The 17,710-nt window shown below is 43.5% G+C and carries 22 protein-coding genes; 2 read left to right on the top strand and 20 right to left on the bottom strand.

Going from position 1 to position 17,710, the window contains the following annotated elements; genetic code table 11:
* Positions 1–73: 73 nt before the first annotated feature.
* The 4 genes from ACUJFL_RS11235 to ACUJFL_RS11250 form a co-directional block, all read right to left on the bottom strand.
* Positions 74–544, bottom strand: a complete 471-nt coding sequence (locus ACUJFL_RS11235; protein WP_445427534.1) for a hypothetical protein — start codon at positions 542–544, stop codon at positions 74–76.
* 100 nt (positions 545–644) lie between these two features.
* Entirely contained in the window at positions 645–1,124 is a 480-nt protein-coding gene (locus tag ACUJFL_RS11240) for a hypothetical protein (protein WP_445425886.1), read from the bottom strand.
* A 1,023-nt stretch (positions 1,125–2,147) separates the two neighbouring features.
* A complete protein-coding gene (locus ACUJFL_RS11245; protein ID WP_445427535.1) occupies positions 2,148–2,534 on the bottom strand; it encodes a hypothetical protein in 387 nt (128 codons plus the stop codon).
* Positions 2,535–2,628: 94 nt separating this feature from the next.
* The gene (locus tag ACUJFL_RS11250) at positions 2,629–3,063 is read right to left on the bottom strand and encodes a hypothetical protein (protein WP_445427536.1); all 435 of its coding nucleotides are present in this window, start codon (positions 3,061–3,063) and stop codon (positions 2,629–2,631) included.
* 415 nt (positions 3,064–3,478) lie between these two features.
* On the opposite strand from ACUJFL_RS11250, the gene ACUJFL_RS11255 reads away from it, so the two are divergent.
* Positions 3,479–4,663: an IS4 family transposase gene (locus ACUJFL_RS11255; protein ID WP_445427355.1), complete on the top strand. Its 1,185-nt coding sequence runs from the start codon at positions 3,479–3,481 to the stop codon at positions 4,661–4,663.
* 800 nt (positions 4,664–5,463) lie between these two features.
* Here the strand turns inward: ACUJFL_RS11255 and ACUJFL_RS11260 are convergent.
* The 16 genes from ACUJFL_RS11260 to ACUJFL_RS11335 all read right to left on the bottom strand — a co-directional run bounded on the left by ACUJFL_RS11260 (position 5,464) and on the right by ACUJFL_RS11335 (position 15,774).
* Positions 5,464–6,423, bottom strand: a complete 960-nt coding sequence (locus ACUJFL_RS11260) for a S41 family peptidase (protein ID WP_445427537.1) — start codon at positions 6,421–6,423, stop codon at positions 5,464–5,466.
* Positions 6,424–6,536: 113 nt separating this feature from the next.
* A complete protein-coding gene (gene ltrA, locus ACUJFL_RS11265; protein ID WP_445426060.1) occupies positions 6,537–7,874 on the bottom strand; it encodes a group II intron reverse transcriptase/maturase in 1,338 nt (445 codons plus the stop codon).
* A gap of 794 nt (positions 7,875–8,668) precedes the next feature.
* Positions 8,669–8,962 (bottom strand): hypothetical protein, encoded by a 294-nt coding sequence (locus ACUJFL_RS11270; RefSeq protein ID WP_445427538.1) that lies wholly within the window; start codon positions 8,960–8,962, stop codon positions 8,669–8,671.
* A 107-nt stretch (positions 8,963–9,069) separates the two neighbouring features.
* Complete coding sequence (locus ACUJFL_RS11275; protein ID WP_445427539.1) at positions 9,070–9,402, bottom strand: immunity protein Imm33 domain-containing protein; 333 nt, start codon at positions 9,400–9,402, stop codon at positions 9,070–9,072.
* Positions 9,403–9,489: 87 nt separating this feature from the next.
* Entirely contained in the window at positions 9,490–9,804 is a 315-nt protein-coding gene (locus tag ACUJFL_RS11280) for a DUF6572 domain-containing protein (protein WP_445427540.1), read from the bottom strand.
* A gap of 89 nt (positions 9,805–9,893) precedes the next feature.
* Positions 9,894–10,307 (bottom strand): hypothetical protein, encoded by a 414-nt coding sequence (locus ACUJFL_RS11285; RefSeq protein WP_445427541.1) that lies wholly within the window; start codon positions 10,305–10,307, stop codon positions 9,894–9,896.
* A 102-nt stretch (positions 10,308–10,409) separates the two neighbouring features.
* Positions 10,410–10,823 (bottom strand): hypothetical protein, encoded by a 414-nt coding sequence (locus tag ACUJFL_RS11290; RefSeq protein ID WP_445427541.1) that lies wholly within the window; start codon positions 10,821–10,823, stop codon positions 10,410–10,412.
* 134 nt (positions 10,824–10,957) lie between these two features.
* Positions 10,958–11,245, bottom strand: coding sequence for a hypothetical protein (locus ACUJFL_RS11295; RefSeq protein ID WP_445427389.1), 288 nt, complete (start codon positions 11,243–11,245; stop codon positions 10,958–10,960).
* A gap of 87 nt (positions 11,246–11,332) precedes the next feature.
* Complete coding sequence (locus ACUJFL_RS11300; protein WP_226751451.1) at positions 11,333–11,641, bottom strand: hypothetical protein; 309 nt, start codon at positions 11,639–11,641, stop codon at positions 11,333–11,335.
* A gap of 98 nt (positions 11,642–11,739) precedes the next feature.
* On the bottom strand, positions 11,740–11,991 hold the full coding sequence (locus tag ACUJFL_RS11305) for a hypothetical protein (RefSeq protein ID WP_445425882.1): 252 nt from the start codon (positions 11,989–11,991) through the stop codon (positions 11,740–11,742).
* A gap of 100 nt (positions 11,992–12,091) precedes the next feature.
* The gene (locus tag ACUJFL_RS11310; protein WP_445427542.1) at positions 12,092–12,379 is read right to left on the bottom strand and encodes a hypothetical protein; all 288 of its coding nucleotides are present in this window, start codon (positions 12,377–12,379) and stop codon (positions 12,092–12,094) included.
* Positions 12,380–12,492: 113 nt separating this feature from the next.
* Complete coding sequence (locus ACUJFL_RS11315) at positions 12,493–13,065, bottom strand: hypothetical protein (RefSeq protein ID WP_445427543.1); 573 nt, start codon at positions 13,063–13,065, stop codon at positions 12,493–12,495.
* A gap of 175 nt (positions 13,066–13,240) precedes the next feature.
* Complete coding sequence (locus ACUJFL_RS11320) at positions 13,241–13,378, bottom strand: hypothetical protein (protein WP_445427544.1); 138 nt, start codon at positions 13,376–13,378, stop codon at positions 13,241–13,243.
* A gap of 112 nt (positions 13,379–13,490) precedes the next feature.
* On the bottom strand, positions 13,491–14,009 hold the full coding sequence (locus tag ACUJFL_RS11325; protein WP_226752235.1) for a hypothetical protein: 519 nt from the start codon (positions 14,007–14,009) through the stop codon (positions 13,491–13,493).
* Between the two features lie 477 nt (positions 14,010–14,486).
* Positions 14,487–14,846: a hypothetical protein gene (locus ACUJFL_RS11330; protein WP_445427545.1), complete on the bottom strand. Its 360-nt coding sequence runs from the start codon at positions 14,844–14,846 to the stop codon at positions 14,487–14,489.
* 466 nt (positions 14,847–15,312) lie between these two features.
* The gene (locus tag ACUJFL_RS11335; protein ID WP_445427546.1) at positions 15,313–15,774 is read right to left on the bottom strand and encodes a hypothetical protein; all 462 of its coding nucleotides are present in this window, start codon (positions 15,772–15,774) and stop codon (positions 15,313–15,315) included.
* A gap of 705 nt (positions 15,775–16,479) precedes the next feature.
* Here ACUJFL_RS11335 and ACUJFL_RS11340 point away from each other — a divergent pair.
* Positions 16,480–17,445 carry an integron integrase gene (locus ACUJFL_RS11340; RefSeq protein WP_445429083.1) on the top strand — a complete coding sequence of 322 codons (966 nt, stop codon included), beginning with the start codon at positions 16,480–16,482 and terminating at the stop codon, positions 17,443–17,445.
* Positions 17,446–17,710: the final 265 nt, after the last annotated feature.

Genomic DNA, 17,710 nt, shown 5'->3' on the forward strand with positions numbered 1-17,710 from the left:
CCGCCATAAGCCGCGCGAGCTTGCGAGCGTCGGGCGACCGAAGGGAGCGAACTTGATGGCTTGGTTAGGCATTTTAATATCCCTCCGCCTCTAACTTTAAAACCATTCCGCCAATATGCTCATCTTCCTCTAGTGACAGATCCAATAAAGCACCGCGGTCTTCGCTGCCAAAAGATAACGAAACTGCCGCATGACTGAACTGGACGCTATTTTCGATCTTCGTGCTTGGAGAAAGGCAGAGAAGGAAGCGTTTAAAGTTAACTCCAGCGAACTCGGTAGAAGCATTTTTCATTAGATACTCGCAAGCTTTCTTTGCTGAGGCCGCATTGCCATGAATGCAACGCTTAGCCGCCATGACATCTCCGTCGTCATCCTTAAAATTTGCACCCCATGATGTATGCAATTCGATTGAGGCAGACTGATCAACTCCGACAGAGCTAAGGAACTCTTTCAAATGCGGACATAAATCATCACTTCCCGCTATGACAGATTGCGAAAACATGAGTGGAAGTAAAAAAAGACTAAGGTATTTAGCTGGGTTCATAGTGTGCCTAACGCCCATTTAAGGGGCTGATAATTGTTTGCTAAAATGTGTAGCGAAGCGAAACCGAGCAAACTGTTAGCAGTCCCGCTTTAAATTCTTGTTAGGTAACGCCTGCCACTAACCTGATTTCTGGTGGTTCTGAACTTACAATTCTTAACCACTTACTCGATGTAGCTACCACATACATTTTGGCTTTATCGCAATGCCAGAAGACCTCTGTGTCACTTTTTAAATGTGACAAAAGTGGTGATTCTTCAATGACACCGATAACACCGTTATCATCACACTTTTCTTTTGACATATCGTAGTCAAACTCTTCACAAACTTGGTGATAGAAAACATGTTCAAAACAGATCCTATAGCGAGGGCTATTTTCGTCAGTAATGATTTCGCGGCAACCATCCAATACTTTTTCGATTCTATCTTCCGTTTCATCACCTGACTTAGGTTTAGCTTGGTAAACTTTATCAGCTAGCTTCGCGCAAGAAACTTCAATTTCTAATGATTCCTCATTAACATCGTAATCGATGGCTTCTAAAAATACGTAAAATGAGCCAACTGTGTCTAAGGGTGATTGCATACTTTATTGAGTTACCTAACGCTCGCCTAAACGGCGAGCAACTTGTTGCGAGTCCAGCGGCCAGAGGCCGCGTTGTTTTAGGCGTTTGTTACATTTTATTTAATTAGCGTAGAAACCAAACTTAAAAAGTATGCTGCTAATAATGCAAAAAATATGAACATCAGATCAATACCATGGTATGAGAACACTGACAAATGTCCAAAACCGTAAATAAAACCGAATAATCCCACCATGTAGTTATTTGCTTTTAGTGGTGTTCCTTTCATTATTGACTGAATAAACAAGTTAGAAATATGACCAACTACAGCCAGTAGCCCCCATAAAATCAATATGAAAAAAAATAATTTGAACGTCCCGAAGCAACCAAATTTGGGATCACATTGGCTAAAAACTAACGTTTGTAACAAATACCACGTAAGAAAAGGAGCAACCGTACAAGTAAAAACATACATCCCACTTTTAAGGTAATTCATTTCGCTCGGTCCCAACCAAAAATGTAACGCCCAAATTTAGCGCGGAAAGCCGCGCAGCGGGTTGACGTCGCAGCCAGCGCTGTCTGCTGGCGATAATATTTGCTTGTTATGTGTAGATAAAACCAAACACAACAAAAAGACAAAGTGTAAACCAACGCAGTCTATTCAAGTTACGAATTTTATCAACGCTACTCATTAAGGCCGTACCAGCACCCTGAAAACTTAATCCACAAAATGACAATTGAAAAATCAAAGCCGCCCTTTCAAAGATCGATGGTCCCAAATGATCATATTGACTTACGAATTGTGAGTCATGCTTTTTCAATAGCGGAAAGAAAATGTGCCATTCTTTACGTATCAAATAATCCAGAATTCCACTGATAATTATTAAAACAAATAGCAAAATCATTCTGAATTCAGTGCTTATCATATCGCCTACACATAACGCCCGCATAACGGGCAAAAATGCGTAGGCTAAAATACCAAGCGAAGCGCAGGGAGCCTACGTGTTTTTGTCCCTAGCGAGCGCAGCGAGTGGTTAATGCGCTTGTTAGGCATTTTTCCCCTTACTAATGCGTTCATTTTGCCAAGTCTGGTATGGTTTGTTTGGGTCCAGCCATGTAATCTGAGGCATGGCTGTTGTAACAAATGATACTTCTACAGTGTCTGTGGCGATACAATAAAAGTGTTTACCGTTTTCTGATTTGTCTGAGACATCCAGCAGTGTGCATAAATAGTCTGTCTTTGATTCGTCTTCCTCGCCGAAATAACTAACGCTAACTTCTTTTGTTTCAAGAAATACGACTTCACATTCAAATTCAGCGCTATTTGGATCAGAGACTAACAATAGACGAACACTAGGAGTCAGTGCGTCAATATCCAAGTCTGCCACCCAATAAGCTTGTTGTTTGAACAGAATATCTTTAAACGGGACCATATGTTTAACTTATGCCTAACGCAAAGCACACGGGCGACGAGCCGCGTAGCGGGTTGGCGTCCCAGCGGCCGCAGGCCGCGAGTGATGCGTATTGTTATGTTTCATTTACTAGGGCCACTTTTAAACCCACATTATTAATTACCGAAACCCGAGATAAGCCTTTTACAAAACGATCAAATGCGGCTGGTTCTACCTTAAATGAGAACGAAGCCAAAAAACATACCTTCTCTCGGGGATAACGCGTATCTCTGGATACAATTTGTATAGCCGCAAGTATGCGCCCAGAATTATCGACGCAAGAGAACTCAATATCGAAGTGAGACAATTGATCACTCTCACCAGAGCAAAACCGAATGCTATCCTCTCGTTTTTTGGGAAAGCCAACTAGTTGTGCACAAAACGCTTGAAATTGGTCTTCGTTAACGTAGCAGTCGGCTGTACCGGCAAAGCCGCTACTTTCGCCCTTAACTCTTAGTTTAAGCAGATCATCTATTTCGGATAATTGCTCAAATTCCAAATATTCACTCATGACTATCCTGAAACATAACGCCCAAATAATGGGCAAATGTTCGTTGGCTAAAATTGGAGCGCAGCGACAAAGCCAACGGTTATTTGTCCCTGTTTATTTGCTTGTTAGAAATACTTATAACCACCAAAACCAAAGAACAAACAAAATACAACAATAATCCAGAATATAATCTCTTGTACTTTATAAAATATTTTATTTGTATTTAATAGCGGCAATGTCCACAACAAAAAATAACTAATAAAAGTTCCTAGAGCTATAGAATAAAAAAACAAGTTATCTACAAGTAAAAAATGGCACTTAGGTAAATACCTGAGGTATCCCCAGAAATTCTGTAGTTAAAATAAAAAGTTAGGCGATTAGGGAACATTCATGGTGGTTCCCGATCTGATCATTCGCCAAAACTCACAAAACGCGGATGGTCACCATGAATGTAAAAACTATGCTCGCTGATTTCCTCACATTTGTCACCCCCAAAACGATGCATAAAACCCGATTTTCGGTGTTTTTAGATGCTGTAACAGCTTTGACCAAAGATGCGCGGTGCACCGTCACAGCGATTGGTCGCGCTATGCCAGGCACATCTGACAAAGTCAGCATTAAGCGCGCGGATAGATTGCTCAGCAATGCCAATTTACAACGGGAACTGCCTCTGATCTATGCGGCAATGACTCATTTGATTGTCAGTAGCAAAACGCAGCCGCTCATTTTGATTGACTGGAGCAACGCTGATACCGCGAAGCGCCATTTTATTTTGCGAGCCAGCATCGCTGTTGATGGCAGAGCACTCACGCTATTACAAAAAGTGGCGGCGGCAGAAGATTACACTTGCCCACATTTGCACTGGGCGTTTTTAAAGCAACTCAAGGCCATGTTACCTAGCGACTGTAAGCCTGTTATCGTCACCGATGCTGGCTTTAAAGTGCCTTGGCTTAAGCAGGTGCGCAAATTAGGCTGGCATTATGTCGCCAGAGTCAGAGGTAATGTGAAGCTTAAACTGGCAGAGCAAACAGAGTTTATGACCGTAAATGCGCTTTATAAAAAAGCTCGCGCCACCCCTAAACACTTAGGCGCAATCGTGCTGACTCAGACGCAACATTATGAAACCCGCGCGATTCTAGTTGGTAAAGGCTATAAGCTATTGAAGCGAGACAAAAATAAGTCTTACAAAGAACCTTGGTTATTGGTGTCATCTTTGCCTGAGTGCCATGGCTACGCAGATAAAATCGCCAAGTGCTACAGTAGCCGGATGCAAATTGAAGAAAGTTTCCGAGACCAGAAAAGCTCACGTTATGGCTTAGGAAGCGACCTGCACGGCACTAAAATCAAATCACGTTTGGGTATATTGCTGTTACTCGCGGCACTGGCAAATTGGTTCCACTACCTGATGGGTTCGGCGGGTGAAAAGGCTGGCTTACATTTGCGATATCAGGCTAATACGGTAAAAAATCGGCGAGTGCTTGCACTGAACTTCCTCGGGATACTGCTTTGTAAGGAACCGAAACTGCCTATTCGCAGACACGATTATCAGCAAGGGCTAAAGCAGATCTTGCACTGGGTTGCACAGTGGGACTGGGCGCTAATCAAATTGGCAAAGAGCTAATAGTATGTATCTTAATTTTGTGGGGATCCCTCAGGGTAAATACACCAATAACAAGCTAGGAAGAGCAAAACCAAATGCAAAAATTAACCAAATGAGTGAATGTGTTCCAATGCTTGTATTACATTGAGGACACCTCAACGTTTTTTTAATACCTCCATTATTTATCACATCCCAATACTTTATTTTATTTAAACCACATTCTGGACATTTCATAGTATTTCTAACGCTCGCTTAAGCGGCGAGCAACTTGTTGCGAGTCCAGCGGCCTCAGGCCGCGTTGCTTAAAGCGTTTGTTACATTTTATCTAATTAGCGTAGAAACCAAACTTAATAAGTATGCCGCCAATAATGCAAAAAATATAAATAACAGATCAACCCCTTGGTAAGAGAACACAGACAGATGTCCAAAACCATATATGAAACCGAATAATGCGACCATGTAGTTATTGGCTTTTAATCGTGTCTCTTTCATCCGTGACTGAATAAATAGGTTAAGAATGTGACCAAATACTGCCAATCCCCCCCACAAAATCAATATGAAAAAAAATAATTTGAGCGTTCCACTACAGCCAAACTTAGGATCACATTGCTTAAACAGTAACGTCTGTAGTAAATACCACGTAAGAAAAGGAGTAACCGTACAAATAAAAACGAACATTCCACTTCTAACGTAATTCATTTCGCTGAGTCTCAAAAAAATGTAACGCATTGCTAATTGGCTGCCGCAGCGCAGCGAAGGCAGTCCAGTGGAGGCCACGCTGTTTGTGGCCGGAACGAAATTAAGCAAATTGTTAGGGCTCACTAGCTTTGACAATGTTCTAACCCCCACATTGCTGCGTCTTTTAAAGGCTGTCGAGATTCAATTTCTGGGTCTATGTGTTTTTCAAATGAATTATTATTCCTATCGAGTGTAACTCCGGTTGTAATGTTTGCAAAACCTCCGTTCGGTAACTTAAACGTAGAGTTTACCGTGGGCACGCCAAAGGTTCGTTGCCCAAAAAGTCGAACATTTTTTTGACCATGAAACATAATAGGAACAATTTCTCCTGAGCTGGCACTATTTACTCCTACTACAATGGCAATAAATTGCACTTGATTTACTGGCTCTAAAGTTGATGCATCATTAAGTACATGACGTGAACCTTGAATAAAAATTCCGTCAGTTTTCTTTTCTATAGCTTTCACTGTACCACTGGCGTATTTAAAATAGCCAACTACGCCTTCTGTTAGAAGCGGACTCAAGCCAACCAACATAGGCCACATGTTACCGCCTGTATTCTCTGAAAAGTCTAAAATAATGCCACAGGGGGATTTAGCAAGCTCTTTCATAAGATCGAACCTTAGTGCGCTGGTAGCAATCATCGCTTCTTGATGAGTACCGGACCAACCATTGATCTTAAGAACAGGCACACCATAAATAGGTTCTTTAACTTCGGATAATGTTCGAACAATTGTTGGGGCTGTAAAATTGGCGGTTTTTAAACTAAGCGCTATTGGCGGCCGAAAAACTGGTTTGGCAGCAGGGCGATAAAATGAATGCCGATCACCTAGAGACTTTAAAACGAATTTAATTGCTGCATCCTCTCCCTGATTTAATGCGCGTAATCGAGCCTCTTCCTCAACAGCTATCCAGTCGGTTTTTGCTGAAAGATACGCACGCTCCTGTGCTAGCTTAAGTGTTAAGTCTAAGCTCGAAAATTTCTGTGCTGCAACATTGAAAGGAGCAATCAGCAGAACAAATAATATATGTACGAGTTGCATCCTTGCCTTCATGTGAGCCCTAATCGGGATAGGGAGACGCCTCACGACGCCTCTCCTCCCACACCACCGTGCATACGGATCACGTACACGGCGGTTCATTTTCATAATCCTAATCATGCTGCTATGGTGGGCAGCCCCATGTTTGTAAAATATCTGTTAGGCAAGGCAATGTAAAGTGCTGGGCTTTTGCTCAGACGCCAAGGGCCATGTGCTGATTTCGCAGTGTTCCAGGCTAAGAACCTATCAACTCCTGCTTTCCTCAACATTCGATAGCCCTTACTACCCCATTGCTTCCAGATATAACACCGTAACTTTCGCCGCAACCATTTGTCTGTGTCTCGCAGCTGACTCTGTACTTCCGCTATACCAAAGTACGCTTTCCAACCAAGCAGGGCTTTTCTTATATCTGCGATAACACTACCAATATTATGGCCTCTCGTACGACGCGTCAGCTCGCGCAATTTGTCTTTCAGCCTGTCCAGTGCCTTATCGGTCACTTTAAGTCTGTTGCCTTTCCTGCGGCTGAACGTAAAGCCAAGGAAGCTTCGCTCCCAAGGCCGAGCTACAGCGCTTTTCGCTTTGTTTACCTTGAGCCTCAGGCGGGTTTCGATAAAGCGCTCTATGCTCTGTTTTATTCGTTCACCTGCTCGCTTGCTGCCTGCGTAAATCTGGCAATCATCGGCATAGCGGGCGAAGGAATGGCCTCGGCGTTCCAGCTCCCAGTCCAGTTCATTGAGCACAATGTTGGCAAGCAGTGGCGACAGTGGCCCACCTTGTGGTACGCCCTCCTGACAACTTTCTAGTTTGCCTTTGTGGTCAATTTTCGCTTTAAGATAACGATGGATCAGCTTTAGCAATGTTGGATCTTGAATTTGCGCCCGTAGTTTACTCATCAACCTGTCATGGTTAACTCGGTCGAAGAAAGCATCTAAATCCAGATCCACTACCCAGCCTTTACCTGATAGCAATAAAGCTTTGGCATAACTCACTGCCTGATGCGCACTGCGCATCGGTCTGAACCCATAGCTATTGTTATGGAACTGGCTTTCCCAGTGCCCGCTTAGTACCTGTGCTATCGCTTGTTGAATAAAGCGATCCAGCACTGTTGGGATACCAAGCTTGCGTTTACGACCATCAGCTTTGGGGATTTCTACCCGCTTTACTGGTTCTGGTTGGTAGTTGCCAGTTTCTAATTGCTCTTTTAGCGCTGGCCAGTGCTGTTTGAGATAATCCGATAATCTATCTACCGTCATACCGTCTACACCTGCAGCTCCTTTGTTACGTTTAACTTGGTTTAAAGCGCGGACAAGATTATCCCTTGCAAGTACCTGCGCCATCCATGATGTTGGATTACTTGGTGGCTGGCTTTGTATTTCCTGAGCATGAATTTCATCCACTGCCTGCGGCCGTGATCTCAGTTGAGACTTGGCAGATGCAATATTCATGTTCATTCAGTACACCATCACCTGAAAATGTTCGGGCCTTCAGCGTTGAGAAACCGCCTAATATGCCCTCTGCTGACTTCTGCATGACGATCACGCACAGTTGCCCGTTTGTCAGTTGTTCCTTCAACATCATGCAGATCTCTCGGGGTAAGACACATAGCTTTTTTATGACGTAGATGCCAGATTTATAAAATACAGCCCAATCGCAGATGGAAGGCTTCGCGGTCACGTGCCCGCTCGCCTCAGCTGTATCACACCTCAGATCTGGTTCTTGTACATCATCCCGTCATTTTGGATTGGGCTTCCTCCAGACCTTGCCTCGCGACAACGCCCTTGCCCTTCTCCTAGCCTTCGGCTCTGCGAACACCTGGCAAGAGGACTTTCACCTCTCTAGTTACGTGTCATGCCCGACACACACGCCCAAAGCAAGCGCGCCGCTTTGCGGCGTCGCTTGCCTTTGCTTGTTAAATGAAAGTCCCATGATTCAGAAAAACCTTCCTTGGACTGCGTTGCAATATGCAACAATTTCCAATTCACCTTCAGGACTTGAAGATAATGTCTCTAATACTGACTTCCCGCCAAGCGCAGGGATTGGTTGCGACAGCCACTCTTCTGTTTGGGGTCCCGGACCTCTTTCGATTCTCTTGAGTGCTGCCTTCACCCGATTGGGCAGCAATTCGAATTTTTGACTCTGAAGTTCAGTTTTCATAGGCATTTAACGCAAAGCACACGGGTGACGACCGCGCAGCGGTTGGCATCCCAGCGACCGCAGGGAGTGAGTGATGCGCCTTGTTATGTGCCTACTCAACAACGTGTACATTGAAAGTGCACATTTTATGGACATAGCACATACAGCAAAGAATTCGAAGGCTATCAGAACCGCCTGCAGCATTTTCAGCTTCTTCTGTCCATTCGCCAAACTTTTCAAAATGTACATGACACTTTTCACACCACGCATCTGGAAAAGGATCATCAGCTTGAATTTCAGAGGAATACCATTCGGTGCAGTCATTCTCTAGGATATGACAACAAACAAAAGTTGCAGGTACTTTTCCATGTTCACAACACTCAACCTCATAAGATTTATCAGGCATGGAACCTCCTTGGCACATAACGCTTTGCTAATTGGCTGCCGCAGCGCAGCGCAGGCAGTCCAGTGGAGGCCACGCTTTTTGTGGCCGGAACGAAATTAAGCAACTTGTTATATGCCGATAAGCGAAGAATCATGCCATACATCCTCAACACCATCAGCAACCAAAAACCTATAACCAGAAGGCAAACCTAGATACTGTTCAATTTCCGGTAAGTACTTATTGATGTGACTCACGTGCAGGGATTTAAAGAAATCCGGCTCATCACTAAGTTCTTCACCACACCAAATATACCAACCACAAGTTTCATTTTCAGCTATGTGGCGCAGACCATTGATAGGAAATTTACCAATAGTTTCAATCGCAATACCTAGCTTATCGCCGCTGTTACAAGGCGCAAATTCCGTTTCAAACTTAGCGCAGATAGCTTGCTGGCTAACCATAACTTTCCTTAGGCATATAACGCCGCCAACAGCGGCCGAGCCGTAGCGAGGTCCAGCCAGCTTTGCTGGCGACGCTGATTGGCTTTGTTAAATATAGACTTCGTAGCCAAACTGGAACCCCGCTTGGTTAATAATAGTGGTGCATCTTGAAATGAACTGCATAGCTGCAGGGCTTGGCTCATACTTGCACACCACATTAATTTTGAATTCTTTACCCTTTGAGTTTGGGTAAGTTTCGTATACCTCACCTGATTCGATGAATGCCAAGTAGGTATTAATTTTTTCTTGGAGTAGATATAGGTGATCGTCATCCCATTTCAGATGATCTGAAATAGTAAGTACTACGATACCGCTTTCATTCACTCCAATTACGTCAACTGAATCTTGATCTTCGATGCTCATAGACATTTAACGCCCAAATTTAGCGCGGAAAGCCGCGCAGCGGGTTGACGTCGCAGCCAGCGCTTTTTGCTGGCGATAATATTTGCTTGTTAGGCATTTGCCCGATTCGAGCTGCGAACTAATAAGTAAAAACACACTGCCAACAATAGGTAACGCGGTAACGTTGTTACTAAGCTATTGAGCATCTGTGGCTGTGATTGCACCACAAAATAAAGCTGCAATAACACCAGAGGCGCGAGCAACAACGCATAAAAAGTGAAATCTGGCTTTCTAATGACCAACTTACTGGCTAAAGCTACCACTAGAAATGCTGCTGCCAGTGGCACCGCGATGGTGAACAAGTCGACCATAATGAACGCAAGTAAGCCTGATACTTGTGCAACAGGTTTTAGAATGTCAGCGGGTATTGCTACCGCAGCACCAATACCAGTAATAACTATTGATGCATAAGCTAGTGCAATTCCTAGAACAACTGCGATTACTCGATTTTTAAGCTGATCCATCTACTTACTCCTTGTATGCCTAACGCCCAAATTTAGCGCGGAAAGCCGCGCAGCGGGTTGACGTCGCAGCCAGCGCTTTTTGCTGGCGATAATATTTGCTTGTTAGGCATTTGCCCGATTCGAGCTGCGAACTAATAAGTAAAAACACACTGCCAACAATAGGTAACGCGGTAACGTTGTTACTAAGCTATTGAGCATCTGTGGCTGTGATTGCACCACAAAATAAAGCTGCAATAACACCAGAGGCGCGAGCAACAACGCATAAAAAGTGAAATCTGGCTTTCTAATGACCAACTTACTGGCTAAAGCTACCACTAGAAATGCTGCTGCCAGTGGCACCGCGATGGTGAACAAGTCGACCATAATGAACGCAAGTAAGCCTGATACTTGTGCAACAGGTTTTAGAATGTCAGCGGGTATTGCTACCGCAGCACCAATACCAGTAATAACTATTGATGCATAAGCTAGTGCAATTCCTAGAACAACTGCGATTACTCGATTTTTAAGCTGATCCATCTACTTACTCCTTGTATGCCTAACGCTCGCATAAGTGGAGCAAAAGGCTTGGCTATAATTAGCGAAGAATGAGCGCAAGCCAAGCTTTTTGCGTCCACCCTTAATGCGTTTGTTATAAGGCACTTGCACCATAGCTAATTGTTTCTATTCATGTTCTTTGCTCGATCATAGCAAGCCCCACACAACAAAGTTACACCAGCGAATTCCTCGGATTCATCATTCCATTCGCCGCCGGTGCTGTTAACTTTATCTTCGCAAGCACTACACCATGAATCTGGCCGTTCATCGCCCGGCTCCGGCTCAGCAGACCAAAAACCCCTGGGCTTACCATCTCGAAGGCTTTGCACAATATGTTGGCATACATATGTCGCTTGTTGCTTTCCATGAGTGCAGCATTCAACAAATTGTTCTTCTTCGCTCATATCTCGGATGCCTTATAACGCACGCCTAAACGGCGAGCAACTTGTTGCGAGTCCAGCGGCTGGAGGCCGCGTTGTTTAAGGCGTTTGTTATAGCGCGACTGAGCCGATTAAACCAGTTATGGCTAACAGTCCAGCACCAATAATCAGCTTGTCTGAAACTTGATGCCTCTTACTGGCACCAACTTTTTGAAAAGCTTCAGACATAGGTAAGAATAATTTTTCCGGGGCAAGGCCGATTGAAATACAACCTAGTGCGCCAGCAATACCCTTCAGAAGCTCAAAAAAGCTGAATTTATCAGACTCTAAAATTTCTATTGCCGTATTAACAAAAACTGCCGAGCCTAAAACCAGAAAGATAAATGACGCAATTTTGTACTTTCGTTTATTCCCTAACATCTGAGCTCCATTTAGCGCTATAACGCAAAGCACACGGGCGACGAGCCGCGCAGCGGGTTGGCGTCCCAGCGGCCGCAGGCCGCGAGTGGTGCGTATTGTTAGGGCTGACTTGCATATTGAATCCAAATACTTTCAGTTGGATGATGTTCTTTAATTGTTTCAATTGCATCCTCCAACTTGCCTCTGATTGCCCCACTGATGGGGTGATTAAATCTGGTAACATTTACGCCTTTTGCAACTAACTCTTTGTGATTCAGCTCCGTTAATACATTGCTACCTGCCCAAATGGCAACACCAGGCAATTTAGCGACTTCATCCAGAGCTCGTGCTTCAAGTATCAGATAAACCATGATGAAGCCCTAACGCAAAGCACACAGGCGGAAAAACGCGTTAGCGTTTGACGTCCCAGCAGCCGAAGGCTGCGAGTGATGCGCCTTGTTATGTTTTAATTTAACTAAGCCGTTTAACAATTACTGTTATCCATTTATCTAGGTGTTTCTCTGGAACGAAAGCTAAAAACAGACCAAAAATTGGAATAAAGGCGCAGAAAACAACAGCAAACATTTTTGCATGTTGCTCAGTAGTCGCGATGCCATTTATTGTAATTGAAGCAGTAGGATCCAAAGCTGCCTGCACGAAAAAGAACAGTATTAAAGCACCAATAATTGCGAACATTCCGCCACCTAGCCGACAGAACGCGATTACCGTATCTACTTTTTTCTTGAGGGCTTCGTCCATACTAACCTTAAAACATAACGCTCGGCTCACCGAGCAGATTTTTGATGGCGACTTTTTGCCACGCAAAAAAGGTGACAGCGGAAATATGTCCGGTGCAGCCGCTTGTTAAGCCTTTATTGCAATAACGAACGTAACAACGGTGCACGGTAATCATTGTCCTTTTCATTGAACTCTAACTTTTTAGCTGCAAGATCAATGTTTATGAAAACCTCAGAATACAAACCTTCATCGCCATCGGGACTGAAGAAGAACTTCATCTTGCAAGCTGATACCTCAAGCTGCCCGGGGTTACAGCCTAGCCCAACTACTTGGGCATACACTTTATCTGGGACAGATGCATCAGCTAGAGTTGCGCCGTATAGAAGAGCCAGTGCTCTTATAAAAGAGTCTGACTCCGGCCCCGTGTTTTTAAAGAATGCTTCGCCCCAGTAAAAAGCATCATCAGTACCTTCTATAGCTTTCGGGTTCCACGAAGGCAATAACTCGATTGCAAACCCAACTTGATCGCCTTTTAGGTTGCCTTTAACTACAACTTCATGTGCACCAGATTCGAACTTCTTGGAGTTTGAAATTGTAAACGTCAGATCAACAAAACCCTCTTCCTCACCGACAACCACTTCTGGATAGTCTTTTGCGGAAGAGAAAACACTCCAAATCATTATTAGGATTCCTAAAACGTACTTCATATGTGCGCCTAGAGGCTTAACGCCCAAATTTAGCGCGGAAAGCCGCGCAGCGGGTTGACGTCGCAGCCGGTGCTTTTTGCCGGCGATAATATTTTTTTGTTATGTTCACTTGCTATTTGAAATGCACCCATGCAAAAAGCTTTAGAAAATACAATTAGTTAACCCAGTAAAAAGTCTATCCTGAAAAGGTTTGGCTGACTAACTTTGAAAAGTTCTCTTTCTGGTAATCTTCCATTGATGCGTAAAATGCAACACACCCAAGCACTAAAACTAAAGCAGTGTATGCAGCTGTTTTTCTTAAATTGTTACTCATGTGTAACTCCGTAATTATGATTTGAGATGAACATAACGCAAAGCTTTGGGGCGGCTGCTGTCAGCGCAGCGTAAGCCGTCCCAGCCACGATAGTGGCGACAACAGCGCCTTGTTATGCCTGATTTGCAAGCCAAGCCTCCGCCTCTTCCTTAAGGTGAATTAGAAATTTAACTTCCGCTTCATCTCTAGGTAAATCAGTGTAATAGAGAATTCTTGAACCATCACGACAATCCCATACTTCTCTGAGCCAACAAAATATATGCTCAAAACCGAGATTACTTCCTAGATACTTTCCATCTGGTAGTTCGTCAGTGATTTCGTGGTGAACGTCCCAATACAAGAAATTAGCACCAACCATTAAATCTATCTCTCCCGATACCATTTTTTCTATAGTATCTCTCGCTAACTGTTTTGCAGCTTCAATTTTTGAAGGAACAGTTAAACTCAATTCAACAATTGCTTTTTCGAACATTGGCCCTACGGTTGCCATAACCGGATATAACTCCATTGCAAGGAAGTTTAGTGAGTCCGTAAAAATACCTTGTGTTAGCCACAAGTCAGCAAGCTGGACAATATCTTCGCTTGAAAGTAACCCAAGCTTATATTTCGAAATAGCAATTTCAGGCTTCATAATTCAAAAGGCATAACGCAAAGCACATGGGCGACGGCCGCGCAGCGGTTGGCGTCCCAGCGACCGAAGGGAGCGAATGGTGCGCCTTGTTAGCGGCGACAAACATTTACCCTCGCGGCACTGCCGCCAAGCGATGCCAACCAACAGCAACCCTGTGCAAAATTAAAAACATAACCAGCCAAGTGAGATACAGCGAAATAGATGGAATATATAAACTTTAAAGCCAGCAGAGCCAATAAACCAAAAGGAACAACGCTACCGCACCATCAGAGATTGCACCTGACCAACAAACTGGCGAACCTGATGGAATAAATTAACAACTGAGATACAACTTAACGCAAGCAGAGCCGAAAAGTAAAACAGATTATTTACCTAAACTTTCTCAACAGCCAGCTAACGCACGCCTAAGCGGCGAGCAACTTGTTGCGAGTCCAGCGGCTGAAGGCCGCGATGCTTTAGGCGTTTGTTATGTGCCAACTAGAGCCCCCAAACTTGATTTGTAGCGATCATAATGATGAACCACGAATAGATACCAACCCAAGGCAATAGCAAAACTAAAATAGCCATAATTAATGGATTCCATTTCAGTTTAAGCGCTAAGGCTAATACAGGGCCAACAAACCAAATATAGGATGATGGTGCCAAAGCACATGCAAATTGGGTACATTCATTTGTAGGCTCCCAGATAAAGGCCCCGATAATAATAAGGATGACAATAAGAACTCCCCAAAAATAAAGAAAATTAATCGGGGGCTTTTCATTTCTACGAAACCACAACCACAGAACAAAAAGTAAAGATGCCGGTATTAATATTAAAAAAATTTCAGCTGGGCTCATATCATTTTTGCCACATAACGCATAGCACACGGGCGACGAGCCGCGCAGCGGGTTGGCGTCCCAGCGACCGTAGGGAGCGAGTGCTGCGCTTTGTTAGCGGCGACAAACACACTACCCACGCGGCGCTGCCGCCAAGCAATGCCAAACAACAGCACCCATGTGCAAATTAGTAAATAAACCAGCCAAGTGCGATACAGAGAAAATGGCTGGAACTTAAAAACTGTTGCCAGCGGAGCAAAAGTGCCAAAAGGAACAACGCTACCGCCCCATCAGAGATTGCACCTTGCCAACAAACTAGCGAAGCCGATGGAATAAATTAACAACTGAGATACAACTTAACGCAAGCAGACCCGAAAAGTAAAACAGATTTTGTACTTAAACTTTCTCGACAGCCGGCTAACGCCCGCCACACACGCGAGCAACTTGTTGCGAGTCGAGCGCCGAAGGCGCGTTGTGCTGGCGTTTGTTATGCCTGACTCGGACCATCTTGATATTTAGATTTTTCAATGATTAAAGGGACTTGTGATGCGAACCACTCTTTTTCTTTGTCTCCAAATGTCGTTTTACGTCCATTTAACCTGTAGTGATAAACTATCGAACCTTGGTGTTCTTTTATCGTAAGTTGATGTTTTCCCATATCATCTGCAACAACTAACTCGATCTGAGCACTTTCGGGTAAAAATAATAGTTCGGTTTCTTCAGCGTTAAAACGAATTTCTTCTTTTATAACACGAGAAGGGACAGTGATATGTAAATAGAAGTTTTCTTCATCTACAGTATGGCGATGTCCTGGCCAAGTAATACATGCCGAAAGAGTAAGGCTTAGGCAAGCTAAAATAACTAGTCGAAATTTAAGAAATACTGACATTTGCTTTCCGTGCTTCATTGTTGTTGTTCCTGAGATTGCCGATAATCTTTCAGCCGGCATAACGCTCGCTTAAGCGGCGAGCAACTTGTTGCGAGTCCAGCGGCCTCAGGCCGCGTTGCTTAAAGCGTTTGTTACATTTTATCTAATTAGCGTAGAAACCAAACTTAATAAGTATGCCGCCAATAATGCAAAAAATATAAATAACAGATCAACCCCTTGGTAAGAGAACACAGACAGATGTCCAAAACCATATATGAAACCGAATAATGCGACCATGTAGTTATTGGCTTTTAATCGTGTCTCTTTCATCCGTGACTGAATAAATAGGTTAAGAATGTGACCAAATACTGCCAATCCCCCCCACAAAATCAATATGAAAAAAAATAATTTGAGCGTTCCACTACAGCCAAACTTAGGATCACATTGCTTAAACAGTAACGTCTGTAGTAAATACCACGTAAGAAAAGGAGTAACCGTACAAATAAAAACGAACATTCCACTTCTAACGTAATTCATTTCGCTGAGTCTCAAAAAAATGTAACGCTTATTCGACAGAAAAGTCCGTATTTAAACACGGACTTTTCCGCAATTGTAAATTTAATAATTTACACATTAACCACAAAAACCTCTGAAGACAATACTTTGCAACATTAAATTTATAAAAGTATGTAACAAATACGGAAATATCCGTCTAACAAGAGCGACTTGACATTTTTAAAATAGCTGTATACTTAAACAGTATTAAACCGGAGGTGTAAGATGGCAATGCAATCGCCTTTTTTAGACTTTGTCGCAGAAGAAATGTATAAACGCCGCTATGCCAAGCGTACAGTGGAGACCTATGTATACTGGATCCGCTTTTATATTTTATTTCATAAAAAGCAGCACCCTAAAGACTTGAGTGAGGCGCAGGTTGAACAATTTTTAACTTACCTTGCCGTGGAACGGCATGTTGCAGTTCAAACACAAGCACTTGCGTTGAACGCCCTCAGCTTTTTGTATAAAGAGATTTTTCAGCGCCCGCTCGCTCTTAATCTCAACTTTAATCAATCAAGTAAGCCTAGAAAGCTTCCTGTTGTGTTAACAAAAGACGAAATTAAACGCTTATTAAAAGAAATTGATCCGAGCTATCTCTTACTAGCTCAATTGTTATATGGCAGCGGCTTACGTTTAATGGAAGCTGTGCGTTTACGGGTTGCCACGATTGATTTTGACTATCTGTCGGTTATGGTGTGGCACGGTAAAGGCGGTAAACATCGGCGCGTTACTCTGGCTCCAGAACTGGTGCCGGCGTTAAAACGCCAAATTGCTATAGTTGAAGCTTACTATCAGCACGATCTGGCAACTGCAGATTATGCGGGGGTTTGGTTACCATTTGCATTGGCGCGAAAATACCCAAATGCACCAAAAGAGCTTGGTTGGCAGTATTTATTTCCATCCGGCAAACTCAGCATTGATCCTGATTCTAAATTACTGCGTCGTCATCATATAGATGAGTCGGGTTTGCAAAAAGCGGTGAAAATTGCAGCTCGTAAAGCGGCTATCAACAAGCATGTTAGCTGTCATACATTGCGACATTCCTTTGCAACCCATCTTTTGCAAGCCGGTATGGATATACGTACTGTGCAGGAGCAACTGGGCCATACCGATGTAAAAACGACGCAAATTTATACCCATGTATTAAAACAAGGGGGAAATGCTGTGCAAAGCCCGTTATCTCAGCTGCTTTAAATAAACCGTGTGATTGCAATTATCTGACTCAACGCTGTTATATCAATTTACTTTATGTCGGTTGTGTAAGCCCTCTATGCTGTATGATTTGAGGTTCTGCTTAGCGCTTATTCTTGTTCTAGCGGTTTTACCTGTAAAAATCAGAGGAATCAGGTTATTTACAGCGTCAGTAATAATCTGCAGTGAGTATTGACGCTTGCAGGCGAATGATCCGAGCACAGTTTTTTTAACCGCGACAATGTCGAACTCGTTTTTGTCTATGTGC

It is taken from the genome of Alishewanella sp. HL-SH05 (genome assembly GCF_052655985.1).